Genomic DNA, 25,924 nt, shown 5'->3' with positions numbered 1-25,924 from the left:
TGCCGTGCCGCGTCCGGCCCGGCCGTACGGCGGTGCGTTCAGTACGTACACGTGCACGCACCTGTGCCAGATGCGTGTAGCAGGGCCGGAGGGACTTGAACCCCCAACCGCTGGTTTTGGAGACCAGTGCTCTACCAATTGAGCTACGACCCTTTGTCGCCCCCCAACCTACAGCATCCGAACGGCCTCGCGGAGTACGCGATTCGGAGCCGGATCGGCCGGGGCCAACGACGGATGAGTGTACGTGCTTCCCGCCCCGGCGTCGAACACGTAACCCCGGACCGTCCCCGGCCTCCCCGGCCGTCCTCCCGCCCCGGGCCCGCTCCGGTCCGCCCAAACCGGTGTGCCCGTCTCCCGCCCGGTCTGCGACGATGCCCCTATGACCGCTGCGAATCCTGCCAACCAGTCGCCCACCGAGCGCCGGGTCTCGGCCCGGATCGGCTCGATCTCCGAGTCCGCCACTCTCGCCGTCGACGCCAAGGCCAAGGCGCTCAAGGCCGCCGGACGGCCGGTGATCGGCTTCGGCGCGGGCGAACCCGACTTCCCGACCCCCGACTACATCGTCGAGGCGGCCGCGGAGGCCTGCCGGAATCCGCGTTTCCACCGCTACACCCCGGCCGGCGGGCTCCCCGAGCTGAAGGAGGCGATCGTTGCCAAGACGCTGCGCGACTCCGGCTACGCGGTCGAGACCTCTCAGGTGCTGGTCACCAACGGCGGCAAGCAGGCCATCTACGAGGCCTTCGCCGCGATCCTCGACCCGGGCGACGAGGTCGTCCTCCCCGCCCCGTACTGGACCACCTACCCCGAGTCGATCAAGCTCGCGGGCGGTGTGCCGGTTCCCGTGGTCACCGACGAGACCACCGGCTACCGCGCCACCGTGGAGCAGCTGGAGGCGGCCCGCACCGAGCGGACCAAGGTGCTGGTGTTCGTCTCCCCCTCCAACCCGACCGGCGCGGTCTACTCCCGCGCCCAGGTCGAGGAGATCGGCCGCTGGGCCGCCGAGCACGGGCTGTGGGTGCTCACCGACGAGATCTACGAGCACCTCGTCTACGGGGACGCCGCCGCGCGCGCCAGCGCTGAAGGACAGAGTTCGTCGCTGCCGGTGGTCGTGCCGGAGCTGGCCGACCGCTGCGTCGTGGTCAACGGCGTGGCCAAGACATACGCCATGACCGGCTGGCGGGCCGGCTGGATCATCGGCCCGAAGGACGTGGTGAAGGCCGCCGCGAACCTCCAGTCGCACGCCACCTCCAACGTCGCCAACGTCTCGCAGGCCGCCGCGCTGGCCGCCGTCTCCGGCGATCTGGCGGCCGTGGCCCGGATGCGCGAGGCGTTCGACCGCCGCCGGAAGACGATCGTGCGGATGCTGAACGAGATCGACGGCGTCACCTGCCCCGAGCCGGAGGGTGCCTTCTACGCGTACCCGTCGGTCAAGGGCGTGCTGGGGAAGGAGATCCGGGGCCGCCGTCCGGCGACGAGCGTGGAGCTGGCCGAGGTGATCCTGGAGGAGGCCGAGGTCGCGGTCGTCCCCGGTGAGGCGTTCGGCACCCCGGGCTATCTGCGGCTGTCGTACGCGCTGGGCGACGAGGACCTCGTCGAGGGCGTCTCCCGCATCCAGAAGCTGCTGGCCGAGGCGCGCTGAGCCCGGCACCGAGCGGGCCCCGGGACCTTCCGGGGCCCGCTCGTGTGTTCACGCCGTCCCCGATCGGGGGCCTCGGTTCCGGGCGTGTCGCGGCATGCGGCAAAATCCATGGATGGAAAGCGCTCGCGACGTCCGTCAACTCCCGAAGGCCCATCTGCACCTGCACTTCACCGGATCGATGCGCCCCGGCACCCTGCTGGAGCTCGCCGACCGGTACGGCGTCCACCTGCCGGACGCCCTGCGCGGCGGCACACCGCCGAAGCTGCGTGCCACGGACGAGCGGGGCTGGTTCCGGTTCCAGCGGCTGTACGACATCGCGCGCTCCTGTCTGCGCTCACCGGAGGACATCCGGCGGCTGGTCCGCGAGGCCGCCGAGGAGGACGTGCGGGACGGCTCGCGCTGGCTGGAGATCCAGGTCGACCCCACCTCGTACGCGCCGCGGCTGGGCGGGCTGATCCCGGCCATCGAGATCATCCTGGACGCGGTGGAGGGCGCGAGCCGGGAGACCGGGCTCGGCATGCGGGTGGTGATCGCCGCCAACCGCATGAAGCACCCGCTGGAGGCCCGCACCCTGGCCCGGCTGGCGGTGCGCTACGCCGACCGCGGGGTGGTGGGCTTCGGGCTCTCCAACGACGAGCGGCGCGGCTTCGCCCGGGACTTCGACCGGGCCTTCGCCATCGCGCGCCGGGGCGGGCTGCTGGCGGCCCCGCACGGCGGCGAGCTGGCGGGGCCGGACAGCGTGGCCGACTGCCTGGACGACCTGCGTGCGGGCCGCGTCGGGCACGGGGTGCGGGCCGCCGAGGAACCGCGGCTGCTGGCACGGCTGGCCGAGCACCAGGTGACCTGCGAGGTCTGCCCGGCGTCCAACGTGGCGCTGGGCGTGTACGACAGGGCCGAGGACGTACCGCTGCGGACGCTGTTCGAGGCGGGCGTGCCGATGGCGCTGGGCGCCGACGACCCGCTGCTGTTCGGCTCCCGGCTGGCGGCGCAGTACGAGATCGCCCGGCGGTACCACGGCTTCACGGACGCGGAGCTGGCGGAACTGGCCCGGCAGTCGGTGCGCGGCTCGCGCGCGCCGGAGAGCGTCCGCAAGGGACTGCTGGCGGACATCGACGCCTGGCTGGCGGCACCGCCACCGGGAGGTGTGGCGGGCACCGGGAGCTGAGGGGTACGGGGCCGCGGGGCGGGCGCGTACCTCCCGGACCACCGTCTCCCGGCGTGGGGTGAGCGTGCGCCGGCGCGGCCCGCGAGGCCCCGCCCGGCAGCGACCCCGGACGGCCCTCCCCGGGGCGCGGCCGACCGCGCGCCCTCCGCAAGGCCCTTACAGGGCGCAGCTACAGGGCGCAGCCGACCGTCACCGGCTCGTTGACCAGGCGTACGCCGAACGCCTCGTACACCCCGTCGCGGACCTCGCGGGCCAGGGCGAGCAGGTCGGCGGTGGTGGCCGAACCCCGGTTGGTCAGGGCGAGGGTGTGCTTGGTGGAGATCCGGGCCGGGCCGTCGCCGTACCCCTTGGCGAAGCCCGCCCGGTCGATCAGCCAGGCGGCGGAGGTCTTCACCAGCCCCTCCCCCGCGGGGTACGCGGGCGGTACGGCGTCCGGGCCGAGCCGCTCGGCGACCCGGGCGAGGAAGGCGGCGTACCCGTCCTCGGTGAGGACGGGATTGGTGAAGAAGGAGCCCGCGGACCAGGTGTCGTGGTCCTCCGGGTCCAGGACCATGCCCTTGCCGGCGCGGAGTTTGAGGACGGTCTCGCGGGCCCGCTCCACGGGCACCCGCTCGCCGACCGCCACGCCCAGCGCACGGGCGGTCTCGGCGTAGCGGACCGGGGCGGAGAGCCCGCCGGCGTCCTCCAGTTCGAAGCGGACGCGCAGCACGACGAAGCGCTCCGGGTCGGCCTTGAAGCGGCTGTGCCGGTAGGAGAAGCCGCACTCGGCGGCGGGGAGGGTGACCGTCTCGTCGGTGCGGCGGTCGTGGGCGACGACCTCGGTGATCGTGGCGGAGACCTCCTGGCCGTACGCGCCGACGTTCTGGATCGGCGTGGCGCCGGCGGAGCCGGGGATCCCGGCCAGGCACTCGATCCCCGCCAGCCCCGCCTCGACGGTGCGGGCCACGGCGGCGGACCAGTTCTCGCCCGCGGCCAGCTCCAGACGGGTGCCGTCCAGGTGGAAGCCGGTGGTGGCGATGCGCAGGGCGGTGCCGTCGAAGCCCTCGTCGGCGACGACGAGGTTGCTGCCGCCGCCGACGAGCAGCAGCGGGGTGCCCGAGGCGTCGGCGGCGCGCACCGCCCCGGTCACCTCCGCGTCGGTGGTGGCCACCGCCAGGCGGCGGGCCGGGCCGCCCAGCCGGAAGGTGGTCAGCGGGGCGAGGGGGGCGTCGTGGAGTTCCTGCACGCCCCAAGCGTACGGGGGCGGCCGGGCGGCGGCCGGGCGGCCTCGCCGCGTACGGGCGCGGCCGCCCCGTCGCCGGTCCGTCCCCGGTGCCGGTCCGTCCCCGGTGCCGCCGTGCGGCGGGGCACCGGAGGCGTACGGCCGGCTCAGGCCAGCCGGACCACCGCGCGGGACATGCCCAGCACCTTCCGGCCCGCGCTGGTCACCGTCAGGTCCACCCGGACGGTGCGGGCCTCGTCGTCCAGTTTGGCGGCGACCTTCCCGGAGACCTCGATGACCGCGCCCTTGTCGTCGTCGGGGACGACGACGGGCTTGGTGAAGCGCACGCCGTACTCCACGAGCGCGCCCGGGTCACCGGTCCAGTCGGTCACCACCCGGGCGGCCTGGGCCATGGTGAACATGCCGTGCGCGATGACGTCGGGGAGGCCGACCTCGCGGGCGAACCGCTCGTTCCAGTGGATCGGGTTGAAGTCGCCGGAGGCGCCCGCGTAGCGCACGAGCGCGGCGCGGTCCACGGGGAAGCTCCGTGCGGGGAGCTCGGTGCCGACCTCGACGTCCGCGTAGGCGATCCGCGCTGCCATGTCCGTCACTCCCCCTGCTTCGCGGCGTGCTCGGTGTTTCCGGCGTGCTCGTCCGGCGCGGCGCGGGCCACCAGTTTGGTCCAGGCGGTCACCACGTGCTCGCCCCTCTCGTCGCGCACCTCGCCGCGGATGTCCAGGATGTCGTTCCCGGCGAGCGACTTGACCGACTCGATGGTGGAGGTCACCGAGAGCCGGTCCCCGGCGCGCACCGGCCGGGTGTGGGCGAACCGCTGGTCGCCGTGGACCACCCGGCTGTAGTCCAGGCCGAGCGCCGGGTCCCGGATGACCTCGCCGGCCGCCCGGAAGGTGAGGGTGAAGGCGAAGGTGGGCGGGGCGATCACGTCCGGGTGGCCGAGCTCCGCGGCCGCCGCCGGGTCCGTGTAGGCGGGGTGGGTGTCCCCGATCGCCCGGGCGAACTCGCGGATCTTCTCCCGGCCGACCTCGTACGGTGCGGTGGGTGGATAGCTCCGCCCCACGAAGGACTGGTCGAGCGCCATGGCCCGTACCTCCATACGGCTTGCTGGGCTTGTCGGTGCCTGCTGGGTGCCTGCTGGGTGCCTGCCGGAACCCGCTGGGTGCCGTCGGCCGGAGCAGCCGCTTCCGCAACGCCGTGAGGCCGTCCCCGCGACGGGGACGGCCTCAGGCTGACGTGTGTGAGCGGCGGCCTTGTCGGTCGCGGCGTTATCGCGTCTCTCGGTGCGCGGTGTGCGCGTTGCAGCGCGGGCAGTGCTTCTTCATCTCCAGCCGATCCGGGTTGTTGCGCCGGTTCTTCTTGGTGATGTAGTTCCGCTCCTTGCACTCCACGCAGGCCAGCGTGATCTTCGGGCGGACGTCTGTGGCAGCCACGTGAGTGCTCCTTGACGAACGGGATGGGCTTAACGCAGAAAGAGTAGCCGATCGGAGGACCGACCCCGCAATCGGCTACTGAGTGAGGTAGCGGTGACCGGACTCGAACCGGTGACACAACGATTATGAGCCGTTTGCTCTACCGACTGAGCTACACCGCCGCGATGCGGACGCCCCCGCCGAAGCGGGGGACCCCACACATCAGAGCCCCAATACGGAATCGAACCGTAGACCTTCTCCTTACCATGGAGACGCTCTGCCGACTGAGCTATTGGGGCGAGCGATGAAGACATTACACGGTCCGGGCGCCGAACGTGAAATCCGTATCGGCCACCACCGCCCGATCGTGTGCCGGGCCACCGGTACGACTTATGGGCCCCCGTGCGCTGCCGACACGTCCCCGGCCCGGTCCGGCCGTAGGCTCGACCCCCGGATCGGCGATCATGAGCGAACCGCGGGAGGCCCATGCCCGGCAGCCAGCCGCAGGAACCGGCGGAGCACGAACACGGTGTCCCCGCGGTCCCCGCCCTCCCTGCCCTCCCCGCCAGCTCCGGACACGAGACCCCGGGACCGGACGGGCTTCTCCTGTGCGGTGCCCGCCTCACCGACGGCCGCACCGTGGACGTACGGATCGGCGGCGGGCGGATCACGGCGGTCGGCACCCCGGGGAGCCTCTCCGCCCCGGCGGCTCCGGTGGCCCGGGCCGCCCGCGTCGACCTCACCGGCTATCTGCTGCTGCCCGCGCCCGCCGAACCCCACGCCCATCACGACACCGCCCTGACCGCCGGGCCCGGCTCCCCCGACCCGTACGAGCCGCGCTGCGTCCAGCGGCGCGCCGCGGAGGCCGCCCTGCTCCAGCTCGGCCACGGCGCGACCGCGCTGCGCACCCATGTGCGGATCGGCGGGGTCGCCGGACTGCGCACCCTGCGGGCCGTGCTCCGGGTCCGGCACGCCCTGCGCGGACTGGCGGACCTCACGGTCGTGGCCGTGCCCCGGGTGCTGACCGGTGCGGCGGGCGCGGACGGGCCGGCGATACTGCGGGACGCGGTGGCCATGGGCGCCACGGCGGTGGGCTGCTGCCCGGACCTCGACCCCGACCCGGCCGGCTGCGCGGAGACCGTACTGGCGGTCGCCGCCGAGTACGGCTGCGCGGTGGACCTGCACACCGACGGTGCCGACCCCGCCCGGCTGGCCCGGTTCGCCGCGGCGGCGGGCGGACTGCGGCCGCGGGTGGCCGTCGGGCCCTGCGGCGGGCTGGCCCGGCTGCCGTACGAGGTCGCGGCCCGTACCGCCGAGGCGCTGGCGGCGGCCGGGGTGGCGGTGGTCTGCCTGCCGCAGGGCGGCTGCGGGCTGCTGGAGCGCACCGGCCGGGAGGGCCGGGAAACGGTCCCGCCCGCCGCCCCGGTGCGGCTGCTGCGGGCGGCGGGCGTACGGGTCGCGGCGGGCAGCGGCGCACTGCGCGACGCGGCCAACCCGGTGGGCCGCGGCGATCCGCTGGAGGCCGCCTATCTGCTGGCCTCGCGCGACCGGCTCGCCCCGCGGGCGGCGTACGAGGCGGTGAGCGCCCGGGCCCGGGAGGTCATGGGGCTGCCGCCGGTGCGGATCGAGGCGGGTTTCCCGGCGGAACTGCTGGCCGTGCGCGGCACGGACCTCGCCGGGGCGCTCTCCCTGGGATACAGCAGGCTGGTCGTCCACCGCGGCCGGGTGGTGGCCCGCACCAGCGCGGTGCGGGAGTACTGCGACGCGGCCGACGAGTTGGGACTGCCCCGCCAGTCACAGCGCTGATCCGCCGGCCGGAGCCCCGCACGGCGTACGGTCGGAGGTATGCGCACAGTCATCGCTGGTGGACACGGACAGATCGCGCTGCGGCTGGAGCGGTTGCTCGCCGGGCGCGGGGACGAGGTCGCGGGACTGATCCGGCGGCCCGAACAGGCGGACGACCTGCGGGAGGCGGGCGCCGAACCGGTCGTCTGCGATCTGGAGTCGGCGTCCGTGGAAGAGGTCGCCCGGCATCTTCAGGGCGCCGACGCCGCGGTCTTCGCGGCGGGCGCGGGCCCGGGCAGCGGGGTGGACCGCAAGGACACCGTGGACCGCGCGGCGGCGGTCCTCTTCGCGGACGCCGCCGAGCGGGCCGACGTACGCCGGTTCGTGCTGGTCTCCTCGATGGGCGCGGACGCCGAGCCCCCACCGGACATGGACCCGGTCTTCGCCGCCTACCTGCGCGCCAAGGGCGCCGCGGAGGAGGACCTCCGCGGCCGGGTCAACCTGGACTGGACGATCCTGCGCCCCGGCCGCCTCACCGACGAGCCGGGCACGGGGAAGGTGGAGCTGGCGGCCCGCACCGGCCGCGCGGACGTCTCCCGGGACGACGTGGCCGCCGTGCTCCTCGCCCTGCTCGACGACCCGCGCACGGTACGGGTGACCCTGGAGCTGATCGGCGGTCCCACCCCGGTGGACCAGGCCGTCGCCGCGCTGGCGGCGGAGGCGACCGAGGTGCCGGACTGACCGGACGGGCTGGACGGACCCGACGGACCCGTCAGCCGGTCCGGAGCGCCGGCCGTTCCCCGGCGGCGTCGTGCCGCCGGGGAACGGTGCGGCCGGTCCCGGTGTGCCCGCCGGGCCCGGCGGCGGGTCACCAGGTGAGTGCGTCGGCCCGGTCCGACTGCCAGTAGGTGACCTGGGCGCCGCTGTTGAACGTGATGCCCTTCCCGGGGAGGGGCAGCTTCACCTCGGTGCCGGTGGAGTCCCCGTTCCGGTCGGCGAACAGCACGCCCAGGGAGTGGGCGGTGCTGTCCTCGTAGCCGTCGGGGGAGTAGGTGCCGATGCCCGCGTACGCGGACTGCCCGGGCTCGAGCGTGACGACCGCCTGCGGCACGCTGTCCCGGACGACCGGGAGGGCGGAGTGCCCCTCGTCGAAGCGCAGGAGCGGGGCGACGTAGGCGAAGCAGGGCTTGGTGCCGGTGTTGGTGGCGGTCAGCAGCAGGTGGTTGACGGGACGGGACACCTCGGTGACGGTGACCTCGGTGTTGCGCGGGGTGCAGGTGACCGGCTTGGTATCGGTCCGCGAGCCGCCGGTGGCGGTCTTCCGTGTGCCGCTGGTGGCACCGTCGGCCTGCTCACCGCCGTTGGTCCGCTTTCCGGCCTCCCGACCGCCGGCTTCGCGGGACTCGGCGGACTCGGCGGACTCGGCGGACTCGGCCGGGGCCTGCCGCGGGCCGGCGTCTGCGGCCGGGGAGGTGAGCGGGGCCGCGGCCTTCCCCTCCGTCTTCACACCCTCGTCGCTTCCCCCGCAGGCGGTCAGCGAGAACACGGCGAGGGCCGCGGTGCCGGCGGTGAGAAGGAGACGGGTGCGGGAGCGGGCGATGCGTGCGGACATGGTGGTCCCCCCTGGGAACGGCTGGCTCGGCACGGCGCCCCGCTCGGTTGCCGGGAGGCGGCGTGCTTGGATGGCCCCAGGCTGCGCCGTGATCCGTCCCACCCGCCAGGAACTACGGGGCTTCTGGGAGGGTGGAACGTTCGCACCGGTGCTGACCTGGGAGAACAGCACTCACCTCGAATGACCGAACGGGATGGGGAAGATGGCGGAAGCCAGAGAAAGAGCGGAGTTCGCACAGTCGCTGCGGCTGCTGAAGGACCGCTCGGGACTGAGCTACGGCACGCTGGCCAGACGCCTGCACATGAGCGCCTCGACGCTGCACCGCTACTGCAGCGGCGACGCGGTACCGGCGGACTACGCACCGGTGGAGCGGCTGGCCCGGCTGTGCAGGGCGACACCGGAGGAGCTCACCGAACTGCACCGGCGGTGGCTGCTGGCGGACGCCGCACGACTGCGGGACAAGCGGGCGGCGGCCGGCCCGGACCGGTCGCCCGCCGCCCCGCCGTCCGCCGTCCCGCCGTCCGCCGTCCGGCAGGAGGCGGACGCCCAGGGCGCCGGTGGAGAGGCCCCCGGCCGGGAGAGCACCCCCGGGGAGGACACCGCCGGGGAGGACACCGGGCCTCTCACCCGGCCGGACACCCTCCGGTCCGGGGAGGAGTGGCCGGCGGAGGAACGGCCCGCTCCGGCCGTTCCCGGCCCGGCGGGGGGCGCGCCGTCCGTCCGCAGGCGGCGCACGGTGTGGCTCTCCGCAGCGGCCACCGCGGCGGTCCTGGTCTCCGCCGCCCTGGCCCTGACGCTGCCGGGCAGCGGCTCCCGTTCGCAGGACCCGCAGTCGGCCGCGCCCGCCGACGGGCCCGCCGCCCGGCAGGCACCGCACCTCAGCGGGCCGCTGTCCGCCTCGCCCACCGCCCCGCGCACCACCGGGCAGCCCTCCGCCTCCGCCTCCACCGCACCGGACAGCACCGCCCCGTCGGCACCGTCCGCCCCGGACGGAGCGCGTCGTACCGCGCCCGAGGCCGCGCGGAACGCCGTGCCGCTGACGGCCGCCGCGCGCCCGTATGCCTGGGATCACCCCTGTTCGGAGCAGTACCTGGTCGACCGCCCGCCGGGGCGGGTGCCGCCGCCTCCGTCGACCGAGCAGGAAGCCCCCGGCTGGGTGAACGCGATGAGCGCCGTATCCACCGGCGATCACCTCGTCGAGCTCACCGTCCAGGGCACCGGTGCGGAGACGGTGGTACTGCAGGACCTGCACGTACGCGTGGTCGAGCGGGGCGCCCCCCTGGCCTGGAACGCCTACGCCATGGGCATCGGCTGCGGCGGCAACGTCTCCACCAAGTCCTTCGACGTCGACCTGGACGAGGGGACCCCACAGGCCGTGCCGGTCGGGGGGCAGCGGGACTTCCCCTACTCGGTGACCGAGGCCGATCCCCTGGTGCTGTACGTCACCGGCCACACCGCCGCCCACGAGGTGACCTGGTTCCTGGAGCTGGAGTGGTCCAGCGGCGACCGCCGCGGCACGCTGCGCGTCGACACCGGCGGCCCCCTGCGCACGGCGGCCATGGAGGGCCGCCCCCTGTACGGCTATCCCCTGGGGGGCGACGCGTGGCTCCCCCAGACCGGCTGACCGGCCGGCCGCCCGCCCGTCCACGCCACCGGGCCGCGTGCGGGCGGCGGCCGGGCACCCGGAACGGGATCGGCCCCCGACCGCTTGCGCTGGTCGGGGGCCGATCCTCGGAGAGTGGCGGCGCCAGGATTCGAACCTGGGAAGGCTGAGCCGGCAGATTTACAGTCTGCTCCCTTTGGCCGCTCGGGCACACCGCCTGGGGTTTCGCCGCCCGGGGATTCACCCCGTGGCGACGCGGACAACCATACCCGATGGCAGGGGGTGGTCCGCCACCTGGTTGTCCACCGGTGGATCACCTCGGTGGACAACCAGGCGGATGACTAGGCTGACGGGCACGGGCCGCCCGGCGGGCCGGAATCTGACGGATCCGAGTACGAGGAGCCAATCCACGATGGCCGACTCCAGTTTCGACATCGTCTCGAAGGTCGAGCGGCAGGAGGTCGACAACGCCCTCAACCAGGCCGCGAAGGAGATCTCCCAGCGCTACGACTTCAAGGGCGTGGACGCGTCCATCGCCTGGTCGGGAGAGAACATCGAGATGCGCGCCAACTCCGAGGAGCGGGTGAAGGCCATCCTCGACGTCTTCCAGTCCAAGCTGATCAAGCGCGGCATCTCCCTCAAGTCCCTGGAGACCGGCGAGCCGCAGGCCTCCGGCAAGGAGTACAAGCTCGTCGCGTCGGTCCAGGAGGGCATCTCCCAGGACAACGCCAAGAAGGTCGCGAAAATCATCCGCGACGAGGGCCCCAAGGGCGTCAAGGCCCAGGTGCAGGGTGACGAACTGCGGGTCAGCTCCAAGAGCCGGGACGCGCTCCAGGAGGTCATCGCCCTGCTGAAGGGCAAGGACTTCGACTTCGCGCTGCAGTTCGTGAACTACCGCTGAGCCGTCGGCCGGGCCGCCGCGTGGCCGCGGCCCGCGCCGTCCGTGCCGTCCACCGGTGAGCCGGTGGACGGCACGGACGGTTCCGCCCCGGCGAGAGGCCCGCACACGCGGGAGGTTGACAAGCGCCTCGTTCAGGGAACCCGGATGCGAACCACCCCGGACACCCGAGGACTGGAGGACGCATGCGGAAGAGGACCGTACGGAACACCCTGCCCGCCGCACTGCTGTGCGGAGCGCTCGCCTTCTCGCTCTCCGGCTGCGGAGAGGAGGGCAGCGACGGACGGGAGATCACCGGGTCACTCGCCCGCAACAGCGCGGCCGAGGCGGGAGAGCTCGCCTTCGACCAGGCCGGGCACGAGATCGGCGGCGACCTCACCTGTGTCGACAAGGGCAGTGGCACGGATCTGACCGTCACCTGCGAGGGCACCACCGTGGACGGCGAGGACGCCGAGATGGTCGCCGAGGCGGGTGACGACCCTCAGATCACCACCGACGACAACGGGGTGCGGTTCGACGGGTTCTCGGTCGTGGGCACGGTGGGCGGCGAGCAGGTCTTCGAGCAGGGCTGCATCGGCATCGGCTGCTGACAGCCCGGATCAGGCCACCGGGTCCGGTCCCCCGGACCCCCCGGGCCCCCCGGGTTCACCGGCCGGGGCGGTCGGGGCGGTCGGCGTGCTGTTGAACGCGGTGATCCGGGGCAGACGGCGTAATGATCAGTGCCGGAGGAGTCCGCGAGGAGCCAGGGGGGATCGAGGCCGATGACCGCGCCCGCGCACCGTCCGCGTCCGGTAGGTGGTGGGACCGCCTTCAGTCTGCGCAGGACCACCCTGTGGTTCGTACTGGCCGCGATCGTCCTGTGCGCTCTGTGGTTCACCGGGCGGGTGGTGGTCGAGGCGGCGGGGCGGCATCCGGTCGCGGCCGTCTCGCTCTGTCTGCTCGCCGCGCCTGCGGTCGCGGGTCTGCTGCGCGGCAGGAGGCGGCTGCGGGCGGCCAGGGCGGCGCGGCGGGCCGCCGAGGCGCTGGACGAGGGGGCCGAGACCGCCCTGGAGACGCTGGAGGAGCCGGCGCCGGAGCGGCAGCAGATCCGGCCACTCCCTGAGAGGGCGGATACAGCGGAGACGGCGGAGACGGCCGTGCCCGCGGCGGCGGAGGCCGCGGAGTTCGTGGAGACCGCGGAGCCCGCGGAGCCCGCGGTGGAGCTCACCGGACCCGTACCGGCGGCGGACCACGGCGCCTACTACGACGCGCTGGACGCGGAGCGGTTCGAGCAGGCCGTCGCCGCCCTGTGCGAGCGGGACGGCTGCCGGGACGTGTCGGTCGTCGGCGGAGCGGGCGATCTGGGCGCCGACGTGCTGGCCACCGCCCCGGACGGGCGGCGCGTGGTCGTCCAGTGCAAGCACTACGGCGAGACCAACAAGGTCGGCTCGCAGGACGTGCAGCGCTTCGGCGGCACCTGCTGGACCGTCCACGGGGCCGAGGTGGCGGCCGTGGTGACCACCAGCGACTTCACCGCGCCCGCCGTCGAGTACGCCGAGCAGTGCGGCATCCTGTGCCTCGGCCGGGAGGCGCTGCTGGCCTGGAGCGAAGGCACCGGGCCCGCGCCGTGGGAGGCAGCCCCACCGGCCGGTCCGGACCCCGCCGGGGAGTGACCGCCCGGCGGGCTCAGCGGGAGGTGCCCCAGCGGTACGACGGGTACGCGGTGTCGCTGGGGACGATCTCGCGGCCCAGCGGCATCAGCGAGACCGGGATCATCTTGAAGTGGGCGATGCCGAACGGTATGCCGATGACCGTCAGGAAGAAGCCGATCCCCGCGGTGAGGTGGCCGAGGGTGAGCCATATCCCGGCGAAGACCAGCCACACGACGTTGCCCACCCCGGAGGCGACGCCGGCGCCGGGCCGTTCCACGACCCGCTGCCCGAAGGGCCACAGCGCGTAGGCGGCGATCCGGAAGCAGGCGATGCCCCAGGGGACCGTGACGACCAGCAGGAAGCAGACCAGGCCCGCGACGGCGTACCCCAGGGCCATCCACAGCCCGGAGAAGAGCAGCCAGACGACGTTGAGCAGAGTCCTCATGGGTTTCCTCCTCCGGCCATGCGCTCCAGCCGGGCGATGCGCTCGGCCATCGGCGGGTGGGTGGCGAACAGCCTGGTCATTCCGTCGCCGGGGCGGAACGGGTTCGCGATCATCAGGTGACTGGTCGTCTCCAGCCGGGGCTCGGGCGGCAGCGGGAGCCGCTTGGTGCCGGCCTCCAGCTTGGCCAGGGCGGAGGCCAGGGCGAGCGGGTCGCCGGTGAGCCGGGCCCCGGAGGAGTCCGCCTCGTACTCGCGGGAGCGGCTGACGGCGAGCCGGATCAGGGAGGCGGCGAGCGGGCCGAGCAGCATGATCAGCAGCAGGCCGGGCAGGCCGGGGCCCTCGTCGTCGTCCGAGCGGCCGAACGGGATCAGCCAGGCGAAGTTGACCAGGAACATCACCACCGAGGCCAGCGCGCCCGCGACGGAGGAGATCAGGATGTCGCGGTTGTGGACGTGGCTCAGCTCGTGCCCGATGACACCGCGCAGTTCCCGTTCGTCCAGCAGGCGCAGGATGCCGTCGGTGCAGCAGACCGCCGCGTTGCGCGGATTGCGGCCGGTGGCGAACGCGTTGGGGGCCTGGGTCGGCGAGATGTACAGGCGCGGCATGGGCTGGCGGGCCGCCGTGGACAGCTCGCGGACCACGCGGTAGAGGTCCGGCGCCTCGAACTCGCTGACGGGGCGCGCCCGCATCGCGCGCAGGGCCAGCTTGTCGCTGTTCCAGTAGGCGTAGGCGTTGGTGCCGATCGCCAGGACGAGCGCGACGACCAGGCCCGTACGGCCGAAGAAACCGCCGACGACGATGATGAGCGCGGACAGTCCCCCGAGAAGCAGGGCGGTCTTCAGACCGTTGTGCCGGCGGTGCACGGTACGCCCTCCAGGTGGTGCGGCAGGGGAACCCTTGGCGTGGGCCTTCACGGCCTTCTTGTGGCGGTGTCTCCGTCTTCTGGCGGATTCGGCGGGCCCTTCCCAAAAGGTCAACGCCAGGTGGCGGGGCTGGGTTCCCGGCGGGCCCCCGGCCGCGCCCGGCTACTCACCGGTCAGAGCAGTGCCCCGGCGGCGAAGCGCATCACCAGCTGGGGGGCGCCCGAGAGGACGACGCCCAGGGCGGCGGCCAGGCCGATCGCGGCGGTGAGCGGTGCGGTGGGACGCGGCCGGACACGGGCGGCCGGGGCGGCCCCGGCCTCGGACTCGGCCCCGGGTGCGCGGAAGAGCTGGGCCGTCCACGCCAGGTAGTAGGGGAGGGCGATCACGACGTTCACCGCCATCACCACCGCCAGCCAGCCCAGACCCGCGTCCACGGCCGCCGAGAAGACCGCGACCTTGGCGAACAGCCCGACGATCCCCGGCGGCAGCCCGGCCAGGCAGAGCAGGAAGAAGGCCAGGGCGAGCGCGGCGAGCGGATGGGCCGACCACAGGCCGCGGTAGTCGGTGATCCGGTTGGCGGCGGCGGTGCGTCCGACCTGGACGGCCACCCCGAAGGCGCCGAGGTTCACGGTGGCGTACATCAGGGCGTACGCGACGGTCGCGCCGACGGCCGTCGCCGGGTCGCCGGTGTACGCCGCCGCGGCGATCGGCACCAGCAGGTAGCCCGCCTGGCCGACGGAGGACCAGGCCAGCAGGCGTACCGCGCTGTGTGCGCGGCCCGGGCGCTGCCGCAGGGCGGCGACGTTGCCCCCGGTCATCGTCAGGGCCGCGAGGACGGCCAGGACCGGGCCCCAGACGTGGTCGTACGCCGGGAAGGCCACCACCGTCACCAGGATCAGTCCGGAGAAACCGACCGCCTTGCCGATCACCGACAGATAGGCGGCCACCGGCAGCGGCGCGCCGGCGTAGGTGTCCGGCACCCAGAAGTGGAAGGGGACGGCGGCGGTCTTGAAGGCGAAGCCGACGAGGGTGAGGGCGACCCCGGCGGCGGCCAGGGTGCCCAGGTCCGGGTCCACCTCGCGCAGCCCCTCGGCGACCCGGTCCAGGTGGACGGCGCCGGTGGCGGCGTAGACGAAACTGACGCCCAGCAGGCTGACGGCGGTGGCGGTGACCGAGGAGAGGAAGAACTTCAGGGCCGCCTCGGCGGAGCGCCCGTCCCCGCGGCGCAGCCCGACCAGCGCGAAGGACGGCAGGGAGGCGACCTCCAGGGCCACGATCAGGGTGGCCAGGTCGCGGGAGGCGGGCAGCAGGGCGGCGCCCGCGGCGGAGGACAGCAGCAGGAACCAGTACTCGCCGCCCGGCAGCCCCTCCTCCCGTACCGCCGTCATCGACAGCAGCGCCGTCAGCAGGGCGGCGCCCAGCACCAGGAACTGCACGGCCAGGGCGAACGGGTCGGCGGCGTAGGAGCACACCGCCGGGTCCCCGGTGAGGCAGAAGGTGGTGCGGTCCCCGTCGAGCAGCGGCAGCAGGGACAGCGCGGCGAGCGCCAGGAAGCCGGTGGCCAGCCATCCCAGGAGCGGCTTGCGGTGCCCGGGCAGGAACAGGTCGGCGACCAGTACGGCCACGGCGCCCAGGGCGGCGAGGACGGGCGGGGCGATGGCGAGCCAGTCGACGGACTGGACGGCGCTCTGGGCGAGCTGTGCCGTCGGCGTCATCGGCGGCATCGGCATCGGCGGCGTCATCGGCTGACTCCCGGCAGGAGGGTCTGCACGGCCGGTTCGGTCAGCCCGAGGAGGAGCGCGGGCCACAGTCCGGCCAGGACGGTGAGGACGACGAGCGGGAGCCAGGCGGCGAACTCGTGGGCGCGCACGTCGGTGAGCGCGAGGGTGGCACCGGAGGCCGGCGGCCGCCCCATGCACACCCGGCGCACCACCACCAGCAGATAGGCGGCGGTCAGCAGGGTGCCGAAGGCGGCCACGGCCATGAACACCAGGTACGCCGGGCGGCTGAGCCCGTCCGCGGGGTGGTACGAGCCGAGCAGGGCGAGCATCTCCCCCCAGAACCCGGCCAGCCCCGGCAGCCCCAGCGAGGCCACCGCGCCGAAGGCCAGCAGCCCGCCCAGCCGGGGGGCGCGCCCGTACAGTGCCGCGCCGCCGGCGTCCGGCGAGAGCCGGTCCAGATCGGTGGTGCCGGTGCGCTCCCTGATACCGCCGACGAGGAAGAACAGCAGGCCGGTGATCAGCCCGTGCGCGATGTTGGCGAACAGCGCGCCGTTGACCCCGGCGCGGGTGAGGGTGGCGATGCCCAGCAGTACGAAGCCCATGTGGCCCACGGAGGAGTAGGCGATGAGCCGCTTGAGGTCGCCGCCGTTGCCGCGCCGGGCGAGGAAGAGGCAGGCCAGCGATCCGTAGACGATGCCGGTGACGGCGAACGCGCCCAGATAGGGGGCCAGGGTGTGGATGCCGTCGGGGGCCATGGGCAGCACGATGCGGACCAGGCCGTAGGTGCCCATCTTCAGCAGGACGCCCGCCAGCAGGACCGAGCCGACGGTCGGGGCCGCGGTGTGGGCGTCCGGCAGCCAGCTGTGCAGCGGCCACATCGGTGTCTTGACCGCCAGGCCGGCCCCGATGGCGAGGGCGGCCAGGAGCTGGACGGAGTGGCTCACCCCCCGGCCGTGGTTCGCCGCGAGCACGGTCATGTCGAAGGTGGGGCCGCCGGGCGCGGTCAGGCCGAGCAGCAGCAGCCCGAGCAGCATCACCACGGAGCCGAGCAGGGTGAACAGGACGAACTTCCGGGCCGCCGCCTCCCGGTCCCCGCCGCCCCAGCGGGCGATCAGGAAGTACATCGGGATCAGGACCATCTCGAAGGCGAGGAAGAACACCATCAGGTCCAGGGCCGCGAAGGTCGCCAGCGTGCCGGCCTCCAGGACCAGCAGCAGCGCGACGAACGCCGCCGGGCGCGGACCGGCGGGCATCCGGTGGCGGGTGTACAGCGCGCACAGGAAGGACAGCAGCGCGGTCAGCACCACCAGCGGCAGCGAGATGCCGTCCACGCCGAAGTGGAGGCGGACGTCCAGCGCCGGGATCCAGCCGATGTCGGTGGTGGCCTGCATGGTGCCGGGGCGGTCGTGGTCGAAGCCGAGCAGCAGGAGCAGCGCGGCGGCCAGGACGGCGCCGGTGACGGTGGTGCCGTGGCGCAGCACCGCCTGTCCGGGATCGCGGCCCCGCAGCCCGGGCGGGGCGGGCAGCAGGGCGGCGACCGCGCCGAGCAGCGGGAGGGCGACGACGGCCAGCAGGAGGAGCTGGAGCGCGGTGTCGCCGAGGAGGCCGTTGACGGGGTTCACTGGTCACGCTCCGGCGGCGACGAGGGCGGCGGCCACGGCCAGGACGAGGGAGGCGGCGAGCAGCACGCTCAGATACGTCTGCACGTTGCCGGTCTGGGCGCGGCGCACGGCCGCCCCGAGCAGCCGGGCCGTACCGCCCGCGCCGCTGACGTAGGTGTCGACGACCTCGCGGTCGAGGAAGCGGACGAGGCGGGCGGCGGCCCGCGCGGGGCGTACGGCGACCGCCGCGTACACCGTGTCGAGGTGGAAGCCGCGGGCGGCGTGGCGGTGCAGCGGGCCGAGCAGGACGCGGCCGGGGTCGGCCGGGTCGTCGGCGGCGGCGATGTCGCCGTAGGCCGCCCGGTGGGTGGCGATGGCCTCGGCCTCGGAGGTCGAGAACTGCGGCGCGGAGCGCCCCGGTGAGGGGTGGTGGCCGGGCGGCGGGAGGGCCGCGGGCTCGGCCGACGGGTGGGCGGCGACCGCGCCGAGCGGTACGGCCGCCCCCGCCCTGGTGTGCCGCCAGGCGGCGTACATGACCACGGCCCCGGCGGCGGCCAGCCCGGTGGCCAGGACGGCGGTGGTGAGGGTGGGGGCGAGGGAGCCGCCGTCGAACCAGTCGGGCAGGGCGCCGTGGAGCAGTCCGAGGACGATGGTGGGCCCGGCCAGCGCCCACAGGACGGTGTTCACGGCGGCCGGCTGCCGTCCGTGGTCGGGCGCCCGGTCGCCGCGGCCGTGGAAGGCCAGCAGCCACAGCCGGGCGGCGTACGCGGCGGTGAGCAGGGCGGTCAGCAGCCCGGCGAACAGGACCGTCCAGCCCACGGCGGCCGGTACGGCGTGGCCCCCGGCGGCGGAACCGGTGGCGGCGTGCTCGGCGGCGCCGAGGACGGCCTCCTTGGAGAAGAAGCCCGCGAAGGGCGGTACGGCGGCCAGCGCCAGCAGGGCGACGGTCATCGTCCAGTAGGCGTCGGGCACCCGCCCCGCCAGGCCGGACATGCGGCCCATGGCGGCCAGGGAGTTCGTGCCGGCCGCGTGGATGACCACGCCCGCGGCGAGGAAGAGCAGCGCCTTGAACACGCCGTGCGAGATCAGGTGGAAGACGGCGGCGCCGCGGTCGCCGACGGCCAGCGCCCCGAACATGTAGCCGAGCTGGCCGACGGTGGACCAGGCCAGGACGCGCTTGATGTCGTCCTGGGCGAGCGCGGCGAGCGCCGAGCCGGTCATGGTGACGGCGGCCAGCGCGGCCAGGACTGCCAGTGCGGCCGTGGAGGCGGTGAAGACGGGCAGCAGCCGGGCGACGAAGTAGACACCGGCGGCGACCATGGTGGCGGCGTGGATCAGCGCGGAGACCGGGGTCGGGCCCGCCATCGCGTCCGGCAGCCAGCCGTGCAGCGGGAACTGCGCGGACTTGCCCGCCACCCCGGCGAGCAGCAGCAGCGCGATGACGGTGGGGTGCTCCAGCTCGAAGGAGGCCAACGGGGAGGTGAGCCGGGTGACGACCGTGCTGATGCGGAACGTCCCGGCCTCGGAGGCCAGTGCCAGGATGCCGATGACGAACGGCACGTCGCCGAGCTTGGTGACCAGGAAGGCCTTGAGGGAGGCGGACCGGGCGGCGGCGGTCTCCCAGTAGTGGCCGACCAGGAAGTACGAGCAGATGCCCATGACCTCCCAGCCGACCAGCAGCACGATCAGGTCGTCGCTGTAGACGACCAGCAGCATCGCGGAGGTGAACAGGGAGACCAGCGCGGCGTAGGAGGGGTAGCGCGGGTCGTCGCGCAGGTAGCCGGTGGAGTAGAGCTGCACACCGGACGCGACGAACCCGACCAGGACCGCGACCAGGACGGCGAAGCCGTCGAGGTGGAAGGCGAGGTCGACGGGCAGGGCGGTGTTGCCGGTCGGGGTGAGCCGGGTGGCGGCGGTCAGGGCGTCCTCGCCGCCCTGGCGCACGGCGAGGACGGCCGCGAGCACGGCCGAGGTGACGGTGGGCAGGACGGCCAGGGGGCGGACGTAGCCGGGGGCGCGGCGGCCGAGGAGGAGTCCGGCGAGCGCGCCGAGGAAGGGCAGCAGCGGAACGAGGACGGCGAGGGTCGTGGTGGTCACGCGGTGGCCTCTCCCCTGGTCAGGCGCGTGTCGGCGGTCTTCCCGGGGTGCTCGTCGGCTGTCTCTGACGTATCGGACGCGTCGGACGCGTCGGACGCGTCGGACGCGTCGGACGTCTCCGCCGTCTCGGCGAGGGCGCGGAGCCGGTCGATGTGGGAGGTGCCGCGGGTGCGGTGGACGAGCAGCACGATGGCCAGGCCGATGCCGATCTCGGCGGCGGCGACGGCGATGGTGAAGAGGGTGAGGGCCTGGCCCGCGTGGAGGGTGTCGCGCAGCCAGACGTCGAAGGCGACGAGGTTGAGGTTGACGGCGTTGAGCATCAGCTCGACCGACATCAGGACGAGGATCGCGTTGCGCCGGGCGAGGACGCCGTACAGACCGGTGCAGAACAGCAGCGCGGCGAGGACGGCGGGGTAGGCGAGGTGCATCAGCGCCCTCCGGTCTTCTCGCCGCGCGGTCCGCCGTCCGTACCGTCGTCCGCACCGTCGTCCGGCGGGCCGTCCGTCCGGCGGGACAGGACGATCGCGCCGACGAGCGCGGCGAGCAGGAGGACGGAGAGCGCCTCGAAGGGGAGCACCCAGTGTCTGAAGAGGACCTCCCCGGTGACGCGGGTGGTGCCCTGCGGGCCGCCGGTGTCCAGGTCGATCCAGGTGGTGCGGAAGGCGTCCACGACGACGGTGACCAGGGTGACGGCCGCCGCGCCGGCGACCGCGAGGGCGACGGGGCGGTTGCCGGAGTCGGCGTCCGGCGAGCGGCCGATGGGTGCCCTGGTGAGCATCAGGCCGAAGAGGAGGAGGACGACGACGGAGCCGACGTAGATCAGCACCTGCACCCAGGCGATGAACTCGGCGGACAGCAGCAGGTACTCCATCGCGATCCCGCCGAGCGCCACCACCAGCCACAGCGCGGCGTGGACGAGCTGCCGGCTGGTGACGGTGGCGACGGCGGCGCCCAGGGTGACCAGGCCGACGAGGAGGAAGACGATCTCCACTCCGGTGGGCGACAGGAAGCCGGGGTGTCCGGCGGCGAGCCGTACGGCGGCGTTCACGCGTCGTCCTCCCGGGGCGGCTCCGCCGTGGGCCGGCCCGGCTGCCCGGCCTGCCCGGCGGCGGCCGGTCCCGCGGCCGCCGGCTTCGCGGCGGCCTTGCGGGCGGCGGCGAGCTCCTTGGGCTCCTCGGCCGCCGGGTCCAGCGGCGGCGGCGCGGGCACCGTCCACATCCACTCGCGCAGCCGGTCGCGTTCATGGGTGAGCTCGCGGATGTCGGTCTCGGCGTACTCGAACTCCGGCGACCAGAACAGCGCGTCGAAGGGGCAGACCTCGACGCAGATGCCGCAGTACATGCAGAGGGAGAAGTCGATGGCGAAGCGGTCCAGGACGTTGCGGCTGCGCTCGCGGCCCCCGGGCGCGGCGGGCGGCACCGTCTCCTTGTGGGAGTCGATGTAGATGCACCAGTCGGGGCACTCCCGGGCGCACAGCATGCACACCGTGCAGTTCTCCTCGAACAGCCCGATCACCCCGCGGCTGCGGGGCGGCAGTTCGGGCTGGACGTCCGGATAGTGCGCGGTGACCGAGCGCCGGGTCATGGTGCGCAGGGTGACGGCCAGGCCCTTGGCCAGGCCGCTGCCGGGTACGGCCATTACTGGATCACCACCTTCACGACGCCGGTGAGCGCGATCTGCGCCAGGGCGAGGGGGACGAGCACCGTCCAGGCGAGCCGCTGGAGCTGGTCCTCGCGCAGCCGCGGATAGCTCACCCGCAGCCAGATGACGACGAAGGCCAGGGCGGCCGTCTTCAGCAGCGTCCACAGCCAGCCGAGCTCACCGGCCCACGGCCCGTGCCAGCCGCCGAGGAACAGCACGGTGGTCAGGGCGCACAGCACGACGATGCCCGCGTACTCGGCGAGCAGGAAGAGCGCGAAGCGCAGACCGGTGTACTCGGTGTAGGCACCGAAGATGATCTCGGAGTCGGCGACGGGCGCGTCGAAGGGCGGACGCTGGAGCTCGGCGAGTCCGGCCGTGAAGAAGACCGCGGCGCCGACCAGCTGCCACGGCACCCACCACCACTCGAACGCGTCCAGGATGCCGGGCAGCGAGACGGTGCCCGCGGCCATGGCGACGGAGGCGGCGGCCAGCAGCAGCGGCAGCTCGTACGCCATGAGCTGGGCGGCCGTGCGCAGCCCGCCCAGCAGGGAGAACTTGTTGGCCGAGGCCCAGCCGCCCATCAGCGAGCCGAGCACCCCGACGCCCATCACGGCCAGGACGAAGAAGATCCCCGCGTCGATCGCCTGGCCGACCATGCCGTCCGGCCCGACGGGGATCGCGATCAGCACCAGGAGGTAGGGGATGAGGGCGACGGCCGGTGCGAGCTGGAAGATCCTGCGGTCGGCGCCCGCCGGGACGATGTCCTCCTTCTGGGCGAACTTCACACCGTCGGCGACGAGCTGGGCCCAGCCGTGGAAGCCGCCCGCGTACATCGGGCCGACCCGGCCCTGCATGTGGGCCATGACCTTGTGCTCGGTCTGACCCACCAGCAGGGGCAGGGTGAGGAAGGCGAGCAGGACGGCCAGCAGCCGCCAGGCGACGTCGAGCACGTCCATCAGGTGCCGTCTCCTGTCGTCCCGTCCCGGCCGGTGTCCGGGTCCGTGTCCGTACCCGCTTCCTTCTTCGTGCCGCCGGTACCGGTCTCGCTGCCGGTACCGGCCTCGCCGGTGCTTCCGGGGGCGTTCGCGACCGATGCGCCGCCGCCCTCGGCGAGCGGGGCACCGGCCCGTCCGTCCGTCTCCCGCACCCGGCGGGCCGCCTCGTCCGAGGTCTCGTCCGAGGTCTTCCCCGAGGCCGTCTCGTCCGGGACCGCCGTCCCGGCGGGCGGCTTGAGCCAGGGCGCGTCCGTACTGCGGCGGCCCGGCTCGGCCGCGGCCCGGCGGGGCGGACGGGCGGGGCGCTCCGCCGGGGCGGCCCCCTCTTCGGCGGCCTGCTCCCCGGCGGCCGTTCCGGCGGTCTCGGCCGCGGCCCGCTGACTGGCCGATCCGGCGCTCGCGCTGCGCGCCCGGCGCGGTCGCCGCTCACCGGGCGCCCCCGAGCCCCCGGCCCCGCCCGCCGGGTCCGCGGCGGCTGCCGCGCGACGGCGGGCCGGACGGGCGGGACCGGGCGGAAGCTGCCCCTTGAGCGGGCCCCACTCGTTGGGATCGGGCACCCCGGGCGGCAGCGTCTGCCGCCGCTTCGGGCCGCCCGTGCCGGACTCCCCCGGCTCCTTGGCGCCCGGCCACGCCTTGGCGACCCGGGCCGCCAGCACGAAGTCCTTGCGCAGCGGGTGCCCCTCGAAGCCGTCGGGGAGCAGCAGGGGTGTCAGACCCGGATGGCCGGTGAAGACGACGCCGAACATCTCGTGCGTCTCCCGCTCGTGCCAGGCCGCCCCGGCGTACACCCCGGTGGCGGTGGACAGTTCGGGCGCCCCGTGCGGCACGGTGGTGCGCAGCAGCAGCCGCCGCACGGGAGTGCCCAGCGCGGCCAGGTGCGCGCAGACGGCGAGGCCGGCGTCCGGCTCGTCCACGGCGCTGAGCCAGTCGAAGTAGGTGCAGCCCAGCTCGTCGCGGGCGGTCGTCAGCGCCCCGGTCCAGCGTTCGGCGGGCACCTCGACGGTCAGCAGCTCGTACGCCTGCGAAGCGGTGGCGCCCGCGCCGAAGAGTTCCTCGGGCGGACGGGGCAGCCAGCCGGTCACCCGCGTCCCTCCCCCGCTGCCGGATCCGCCGCCGGGGGCGCTGCCGGATCCGCCGCCGGGGGCGGTGCGACCAGGCCGCTGGTCAGCGCCGCCGTCGACGGCTCGCCCGGACGGCCGCCCCGGCGGCCGGGGCGGTGCCCGTAGCGCTCGGCCGGCGACTCGCCGGCGATCTTCTCCTGCAGCTTGAGGATGCCCTGGAGCAGTGCCTCCGGGCGCGGCGGGCAGCCGGGCACGTAGACGTCGACCGGGATGATCTGGTCCACGCCCTTGGTGACGGAGTACGAGTCCCAGTAGGGGCCGCCGCAGTTGGAGCAGGCCCCGAAGGAGATCACGTACTTCGGCTCGGGCATCTGCTCGTACAGCCGCCGCACCGCCGGGGCCATCTTGTCGGTGACGGTGCCCGAGACGACCATCAGGTCGGCCTGGCGCGGGCCCGGCGCGAAGGGGATGACCCCGAGGCGGATGAAGTCGTGGCGGGACATCGACGCGGCGATGAACTCGATCGCGCAGCAGGCCAGTCCGAAGTTGAACACCCACAGGCTGTAGCGGCGGCCCCAGTTCAGGACCACCTTCATCGGCTCCGGGGCGAGCCGGGCCAGACCGCCCAGCCGGCGGGGCTCCGGCAGGTCCACGGGGCTCCGGGTGCCGGACGGGGCGGGGGGCGGGGCCGGGTGCGGGTCCGGGGTCACGTCCATGCCAGCACGCCCTTCTTCCAGGCGTAGAGGATCCCCACGGCCAGGAAGCCGAGGAAGACGAACATCTCCACCAGTGTCACTCCGCCGAAGCCGGGCTCGGCGAAGACCGTGGCCCAGGGGAAGAGGAAGATCGAGTCGACCGCGAAGACGACGTAGAGGAAGGCGTACACGTAGTAGCGGATCTGGGTGTGGGCCCAGCCCTCGCCGACGGGGTCGACCCCGCACTCGTACGTCAGCAGCTTCTCCGGGGTCGGCACCACCGGCCGCAGCAGCCGCCCGGCGCCGAAGGCCGCGGCCACGAAGAGCACCCCGAGGACCGCGACCAGTCCGACGACCGCGTAGCCGTGGAAGTAGTCCGGCACGTCCGTCCCTCGCTCTGTGGTGTTCGCGTCCGCGATCGGTCGCGGCGCCCGGAAAGGAGTCGGAAAAGGAGTCGGAAGGGGAGTCTAGGCCCTGGGCCGCCCTCCCGGGCCGCCCGGTGTGCCGGAGGGTGGGGACAACCCCACCCCACGCCCACCCACGCACCCCATGGCGGCGCGCTCCCGCGCGCGGCAGGCTGGGCCCATGACCGCGAGCCCTGCCTCCTCCCCCCGTGTCCGGGACGGCGATCCGCCGCCCACCGGGCGCACCCGGCACACCACCGGCCCCGTGCCCGGCGGCGGCCACCACGACGGGCGGGACGGCCGGGGCCGGCGGAGCGACGGGCTGCCGCCGCCACGGGCCGCGCTCACCGCGGGGACCTGGAAGGAGATCGCGCATCTCCTGCTCAACCTGCCGGTGGACCTCGCCGGCTTCGTCTTCGTCAGCGTGTGGATCTACTCCGGCGCGCTGCTGTCGGTCACGGTGGTCGGACTGCCCGTGCTGGCGCTCGGCCTGATCGGCTGCCGCGGGCTGGGCAGGCTGGAGCGGGCCCGGGCGCGGAGGCTGCTGGACGTGCGGATCGACGAGCCGACGCCGATCCGGCGCCGGGCGTACGGCGGTTTCCTCCCCTGGCTGTGGGCGACGCTGAAGGACCCGGTCGGCTGGCGCACCGCGCTCTACTTCTTCGTCCGGCTCCCCTGGGGGGCCGCCACCTTCGCGGTCGCCCTCGCCGCCCTCTTCGTCGCCTGGCCCGTCCTGCCCTGGCTGGCACGCGGGCTGACCCTCGCGGACCGGGCCATGGTGCGGGGGCTGCTGTCGCCGTCGGACGAGTTGGAGCGGCGGATCGCGGAGCTGGAGTCGGACCGGCGGACGGTGACCGACACCGCCTCCGCCGACCTGCGCCGCATCGAACGCGACCTCCACGACGGCGCCCAGGCCCGCCTCGTCGCCCTCGCCATGGGCCTCGGCCTCGCCAAGGAAAAACTCCCCGCAGACCCCGAAACAGCCGCCAAAATGGTCGACGAGGCCCACGGCGAAGTGAAACTCGCCCTCGCCGAACTCCGCGACCTCGCCCGCGGCATCCACCCCGCCATCCTCACCGACCGCGGCCTGGGCCCCGCCCTGTCCAACCTCGCCGCCCGCTGCACCGTCCCCACCACCATCACCACCGACCTGCCCACCCGCCCCGCCCCCGCCATCGAAGGCATCGCCTACTTCACCGTCTCCGAACTCCTCCAGAACATCAGCAAACACAGCCACGCCACCCACGCCACCGTCGACCTCTGGCGCACCGACGACCGCCTCCTCATCCAGATCACCGACAACGGCCACGGCGGCGCCACCACCGAAGGCGGCACCGGACTGTCCGGACTCACCGAACGCCTCGACTCCGTCGACGGACTCCTCCTCCTCGACTCCCCCACCGGCGGACCCACCACCATCACCGCCGAACTCCCCTGGCG

General features: G+C 74.2%; 26 protein-coding genes and 4 tRNA genes. 9 read left to right on the top strand and 21 right to left on the bottom strand.

Annotation, left to right across the window (positions count from 1 at the left end):
* Positions 1-80 precede the first annotated feature (80 nt).
* Positions 81-153: transfer RNA gene (locus tag CUT44_RS08080), tRNA-Trp, on the bottom strand.
* 226 nt (positions 154-379) lie between these two features.
* Between CUT44_RS08080 and CUT44_RS08075 the strand changes: the two genes are divergently transcribed.
* Together CUT44_RS08075 and CUT44_RS08070 are read left to right on the top strand one after the other, a co-directional pair.
* A complete protein-coding gene (locus CUT44_RS08075; RefSeq protein ID WP_100201495.1) occupies positions 380-1,639 on the top strand; it encodes a pyridoxal phosphate-dependent aminotransferase in 1,260 nt (419 codons plus the stop codon).
* 112 nt (positions 1,640-1,751) lie between these two features.
* Positions 1,752-2,804 carry an adenosine deaminase gene (locus tag CUT44_RS08070; RefSeq protein ID WP_199185651.1) on the top strand — a complete coding sequence of 351 codons (1,053 nt, stop codon included), beginning with the start codon at positions 1,752-1,754 and terminating at the stop codon, positions 2,802-2,804.
* Between the two features lie 169 nt (positions 2,805-2,973).
* Here CUT44_RS08070 and CUT44_RS08065 read toward each other — a convergent pair whose 3' ends face one another.
* The 6 genes from CUT44_RS08065 to CUT44_RS08040 all read right to left on the bottom strand — a co-directional run bounded on the left by CUT44_RS08065 (position 2,974) and on the right by CUT44_RS08040 (position 5,731).
* Positions 2,974-4,029, bottom strand: a complete 1,056-nt coding sequence (locus CUT44_RS08065; RefSeq protein WP_100201493.1) for a UDP-N-acetylmuramate dehydrogenase — start codon at positions 4,027-4,029, stop codon at positions 2,974-2,976.
* 143 nt (positions 4,030-4,172) lie between these two features.
* Positions 4,173-4,607, bottom strand: a complete 435-nt coding sequence (locus CUT44_RS08060; protein ID WP_100201492.1) for a MaoC family dehydratase — start codon at positions 4,605-4,607, stop codon at positions 4,173-4,175.
* Between the two features lie 5 nt (positions 4,608-4,612).
* A complete protein-coding gene (locus tag CUT44_RS08055) occupies positions 4,613-5,104 on the bottom strand; it encodes a MaoC family dehydratase N-terminal domain-containing protein (RefSeq protein WP_100201491.1) in 492 nt (163 codons plus the stop codon).
* A gap of 184 nt (positions 5,105-5,288) precedes the next feature.
* The gene (gene rpmG / locus CUT44_RS08050) at positions 5,289-5,453 is read right to left on the bottom strand and encodes a 50S ribosomal protein L33 (RefSeq protein WP_003948671.1); all 165 of its coding nucleotides are present in this window, start codon (positions 5,451-5,453) and stop codon (positions 5,289-5,291) included.
* Positions 5,454-5,541: 88 nt separating this feature from the next.
* Positions 5,542-5,614, bottom strand: a tRNA-Met gene (locus CUT44_RS08045).
* A 44-nt stretch (positions 5,615-5,658) separates the two neighbouring features.
* Positions 5,659-5,731 (bottom strand) — tRNA-Thr (locus CUT44_RS08040).
* 187 nt (positions 5,732-5,918) lie between these two features.
* On the opposite strand from CUT44_RS08040, the gene CUT44_RS08035 reads away from it, so the two are divergent.
* Positions 5,919-7,238: an amidohydrolase family protein gene (locus tag CUT44_RS08035; RefSeq protein WP_233221306.1), complete on the top strand. Its 1,320-nt coding sequence runs from the start codon at positions 5,919-5,921 to the stop codon at positions 7,236-7,238.
* A gap of 39 nt (positions 7,239-7,277) precedes the next feature.
* Positions 7,278-7,958 (top strand): NAD(P)H-binding protein, encoded by a 681-nt coding sequence (locus tag CUT44_RS08030; RefSeq protein ID WP_100201490.1) that lies wholly within the window; start codon positions 7,278-7,280, stop codon positions 7,956-7,958.
* Between the two features lie 127 nt (positions 7,959-8,085).
* On the opposite strand, the gene CUT44_RS08025 is transcribed toward CUT44_RS08030, so the two are convergent.
* Entirely contained in the window at positions 8,086-8,829 is a 744-nt protein-coding gene (locus CUT44_RS08025) for a DUF4232 domain-containing protein (protein ID WP_100201489.1), read from the bottom strand.
* Positions 8,830-9,031: 202 nt separating this feature from the next.
* On the opposite strand from CUT44_RS08025, the gene CUT44_RS08020 reads away from it, so the two are divergent.
* On the top strand, positions 9,032-10,453 hold the full coding sequence (locus CUT44_RS08020; RefSeq protein ID WP_100201561.1) for a helix-turn-helix domain-containing protein: 1,422 nt from the start codon (positions 9,032-9,034) through the stop codon (positions 10,451-10,453).
* A 115-nt stretch (positions 10,454-10,568) separates the two neighbouring features.
* On the opposite strand, the gene CUT44_RS08015 is transcribed toward CUT44_RS08020, so the two are convergent.
* Positions 10,569-10,650 (bottom strand) — tRNA-Tyr (locus CUT44_RS08015).
* 194 nt (positions 10,651-10,844) lie between these two features.
* On the opposite strand from CUT44_RS08015, the gene CUT44_RS08010 reads away from it, so the two are divergent.
* From CUT44_RS08010 to CUT44_RS08000, 3 genes are all read left to right on the top strand, one after another.
* Positions 10,845-11,333, top strand: coding sequence for a YajQ family cyclic di-GMP-binding protein (locus CUT44_RS08010; RefSeq protein WP_100201488.1), 489 nt, complete (start codon positions 10,845-10,847; stop codon positions 11,331-11,333).
* A 182-nt stretch (positions 11,334-11,515) separates the two neighbouring features.
* Positions 11,516-11,920, top strand: coding sequence for a hypothetical protein (locus CUT44_RS08005; RefSeq protein ID WP_100201487.1), 405 nt, complete (start codon positions 11,516-11,518; stop codon positions 11,918-11,920).
* Between the two features lie 171 nt (positions 11,921-12,091).
* Positions 12,092-12,982 carry a restriction endonuclease gene (locus CUT44_RS08000; protein ID WP_100201486.1) on the top strand — a complete coding sequence of 297 codons (891 nt, stop codon included), beginning with the start codon at positions 12,092-12,094 and terminating at the stop codon, positions 12,980-12,982.
* A gap of 13 nt (positions 12,983-12,995) precedes the next feature.
* On the opposite strand, the gene CUT44_RS07995 is transcribed toward CUT44_RS08000, so the two are convergent.
* The 12 genes from CUT44_RS07995 to CUT44_RS07940 all read right to left on the bottom strand — a co-directional run bounded on the left by CUT44_RS07995 (position 12,996) and on the right by CUT44_RS07940 (position 24,463).
* Positions 12,996-13,406, bottom strand: a complete 411-nt coding sequence (locus tag CUT44_RS07995; protein WP_100201485.1) for a YccF domain-containing protein — start codon at positions 13,404-13,406, stop codon at positions 12,996-12,998.
* Complete coding sequence (htpX, locus tag CUT44_RS07990; RefSeq protein ID WP_100201484.1) at positions 13,403-14,269, bottom strand: zinc metalloprotease HtpX; 867 nt, start codon at positions 14,267-14,269, stop codon at positions 13,403-13,405. The genes CUT44_RS07995 and htpX overlap by 4 nt, the downstream gene beginning before the upstream one ends.
* Positions 14,270-14,442: 173 nt before the next feature.
* Entirely contained in the window at positions 14,443-16,011 is a 1,569-nt protein-coding gene (locus CUT44_RS07985) for an NADH-quinone oxidoreductase subunit N (RefSeq protein WP_233221305.1), read from the bottom strand.
* Entirely contained in the window at positions 16,008-17,612 is a 1,605-nt protein-coding gene (locus CUT44_RS07980; protein WP_100201483.1) for a complex I subunit 4 family protein, read from the bottom strand. The genes CUT44_RS07985 and CUT44_RS07980 overlap by 4 nt, the downstream gene beginning before the upstream one ends.
* A 3-nt stretch (positions 17,613-17,615) precedes the next feature.
* Positions 17,616-19,688, bottom strand: a complete 2,073-nt coding sequence (locus CUT44_RS07975) for an NADH-quinone oxidoreductase subunit 5 family protein (RefSeq protein WP_100201482.1) — start codon at positions 19,686-19,688, stop codon at positions 17,616-17,618.
* Entirely contained in the window at positions 19,685-20,116 is a 432-nt protein-coding gene (gene nuoK, locus CUT44_RS07970; RefSeq protein ID WP_233221304.1) for an NADH-quinone oxidoreductase subunit NuoK, read from the bottom strand. Before nuoK ends, CUT44_RS07975 begins: the two co-directional genes overlap by 4 nt.
* Positions 20,116-20,736, bottom strand: coding sequence for an NADH-quinone oxidoreductase subunit J family protein (locus CUT44_RS07965; RefSeq protein ID WP_100201481.1), 621 nt, complete (start codon positions 20,734-20,736; stop codon positions 20,116-20,118). Before CUT44_RS07965 ends, nuoK begins: the two co-directional genes overlap by 1 nt.
* Positions 20,733-21,326 carry a NuoI/complex I 23 kDa subunit family protein gene (locus CUT44_RS07960; RefSeq protein ID WP_100201480.1) on the bottom strand — a complete coding sequence of 198 codons (594 nt, stop codon included), beginning with the start codon at positions 21,324-21,326 and terminating at the stop codon, positions 20,733-20,735. The genes CUT44_RS07965 and CUT44_RS07960 overlap by 4 nt, the downstream gene beginning before the upstream one ends.
* Positions 21,326-22,288, bottom strand: a complete 963-nt coding sequence (locus CUT44_RS07955; protein ID WP_100201479.1) for a complex I subunit 1/NuoH family protein — start codon at positions 22,286-22,288, stop codon at positions 21,326-21,328. The genes CUT44_RS07960 and CUT44_RS07955 overlap by 1 nt, the downstream gene beginning before the upstream one ends.
* Entirely contained in the window at positions 22,285-23,406 is a 1,122-nt protein-coding gene (locus CUT44_RS32675; protein WP_146252184.1) for an NADH-quinone oxidoreductase subunit C, read from the bottom strand. The genes CUT44_RS07955 and CUT44_RS32675 overlap by 4 nt, the downstream gene beginning before the upstream one ends.
* Positions 23,403-24,101 (bottom strand): NADH-quinone oxidoreductase subunit B, encoded by a 699-nt coding sequence (locus CUT44_RS07945; protein WP_100201478.1) that lies wholly within the window; start codon positions 24,099-24,101, stop codon positions 23,403-23,405. Before CUT44_RS07945 ends, CUT44_RS32675 begins: the two co-directional genes overlap by 4 nt.
* The gene (locus tag CUT44_RS07940) at positions 24,092-24,463 is read right to left on the bottom strand and encodes an NADH-quinone oxidoreductase subunit A (RefSeq protein WP_233221303.1); all 372 of its coding nucleotides are present in this window, start codon (positions 24,461-24,463) and stop codon (positions 24,092-24,094) included. The genes CUT44_RS07945 and CUT44_RS07940 overlap by 10 nt, the downstream gene beginning before the upstream one ends.
* Before the next feature lie 202 nt (positions 24,464-24,665).
* On the opposite strand from CUT44_RS07940, the gene CUT44_RS07935 reads away from it, so the two are divergent.
* A partial coding sequence (locus tag CUT44_RS07935) for a sensor histidine kinase (RefSeq protein ID WP_100201476.1) occupies positions 24,666-25,924 on the top strand: 1,259 nt, incomplete at its 3' end.

This window comes from Streptomyces carminius, from assembly GCF_002794255.1.
GTDB lineage: Bacteria > Actinomycetota > Actinomycetes > Streptomycetales > Streptomycetaceae > Streptomyces > Streptomyces carminius.
The sequence above is the reverse complement of the archived record's forward strand: the minus strand, read 5'-3'. Positions and strand labels throughout refer to the sequence as shown.

Excerpts from the sequence above, each read along its gene's own strand:
- CUT44_RS08075 (WP_100201495.1), top strand. The coding sequence starts at position 380 with ATGACCGCTGCGAATCCTGCCAACCAGTCGCCCACCGAGCGCCGGGTC.
- CUT44_RS08070 (WP_199185651.1), top strand. The coding sequence starts at position 1,752 with ATGGAAAGCGCTCGCGACGTCCGTCAACTCCCGAAGGCCCATCTGCAC.
- CUT44_RS08060 (WP_100201492.1), bottom strand. The coding sequence starts at position 4,607 with ATGGCAGCGCGGATCGCCTACGCGGACGTCGAGGTCGGCACCGAGCTC.
- CUT44_RS08055 (WP_100201491.1), bottom strand. The coding sequence starts at position 5,104 with ATGGCGCTCGACCAGTCCTTCGTGGGGCGGAGCTATCCACCCACCGCA.
- CUT44_RS08035 (WP_233221306.1), top strand. The coding sequence starts at position 5,919 with ATGCCCGGCAGCCAGCCGCAGGAACCGGCGGAGCACGAACACGGTGTC.
- CUT44_RS08030 (WP_100201490.1), top strand. The coding sequence starts at position 7,278 with ATGCGCACAGTCATCGCTGGTGGACACGGACAGATCGCGCTGCGGCTG.
- CUT44_RS08025 (WP_100201489.1), bottom strand. The coding sequence starts at position 8,829 with ATGTCCGCACGCATCGCCCGCTCCCGCACCCGTCTCCTTCTCACCGCC.
- CUT44_RS08020 (WP_100201561.1), top strand. The coding sequence starts at position 9,032 with ATGGCGGAAGCCAGAGAAAGAGCGGAGTTCGCACAGTCGCTGCGGCTG.
- CUT44_RS08010 (WP_100201488.1), top strand. The coding sequence starts at position 10,845 with ATGGCCGACTCCAGTTTCGACATCGTCTCGAAGGTCGAGCGGCAGGAG.
- CUT44_RS08005 (WP_100201487.1), top strand. The coding sequence starts at position 11,516 with ATGCGGAAGAGGACCGTACGGAACACCCTGCCCGCCGCACTGCTGTGC.
- CUT44_RS08000 (WP_100201486.1), top strand. The coding sequence starts at position 12,092 with ATGACCGCGCCCGCGCACCGTCCGCGTCCGGTAGGTGGTGGGACCGCC.
- CUT44_RS07995 (WP_100201485.1), bottom strand. The coding sequence starts at position 13,406 with ATGAGGACTCTGCTCAACGTCGTCTGGCTGCTCTTCTCCGGGCTGTGG.
- CUT44_RS07985 (WP_233221305.1), bottom strand. The coding sequence starts at position 16,011 with ATGACGCCGCCGATGCCGATGCCGCCGATGACGCCGACGGCACAGCTC.
- nuoK (WP_233221304.1), bottom strand. The coding sequence starts at position 20,116 with ATGCACCTCGCCTACCCCGCCGTCCTCGCCGCGCTGCTGTTCTGCACC.
- CUT44_RS07960 (WP_100201480.1), bottom strand. The coding sequence starts at position 21,326 with ATGGCCGTACCCGGCAGCGGCCTGGCCAAGGGCCTGGCCGTCACCCTG.
- CUT44_RS07945 (WP_100201478.1), bottom strand. The coding sequence starts at position 24,101 with ATGGACGTGACCCCGGACCCGCACCCGGCCCCGCCCCCCGCCCCGTCC.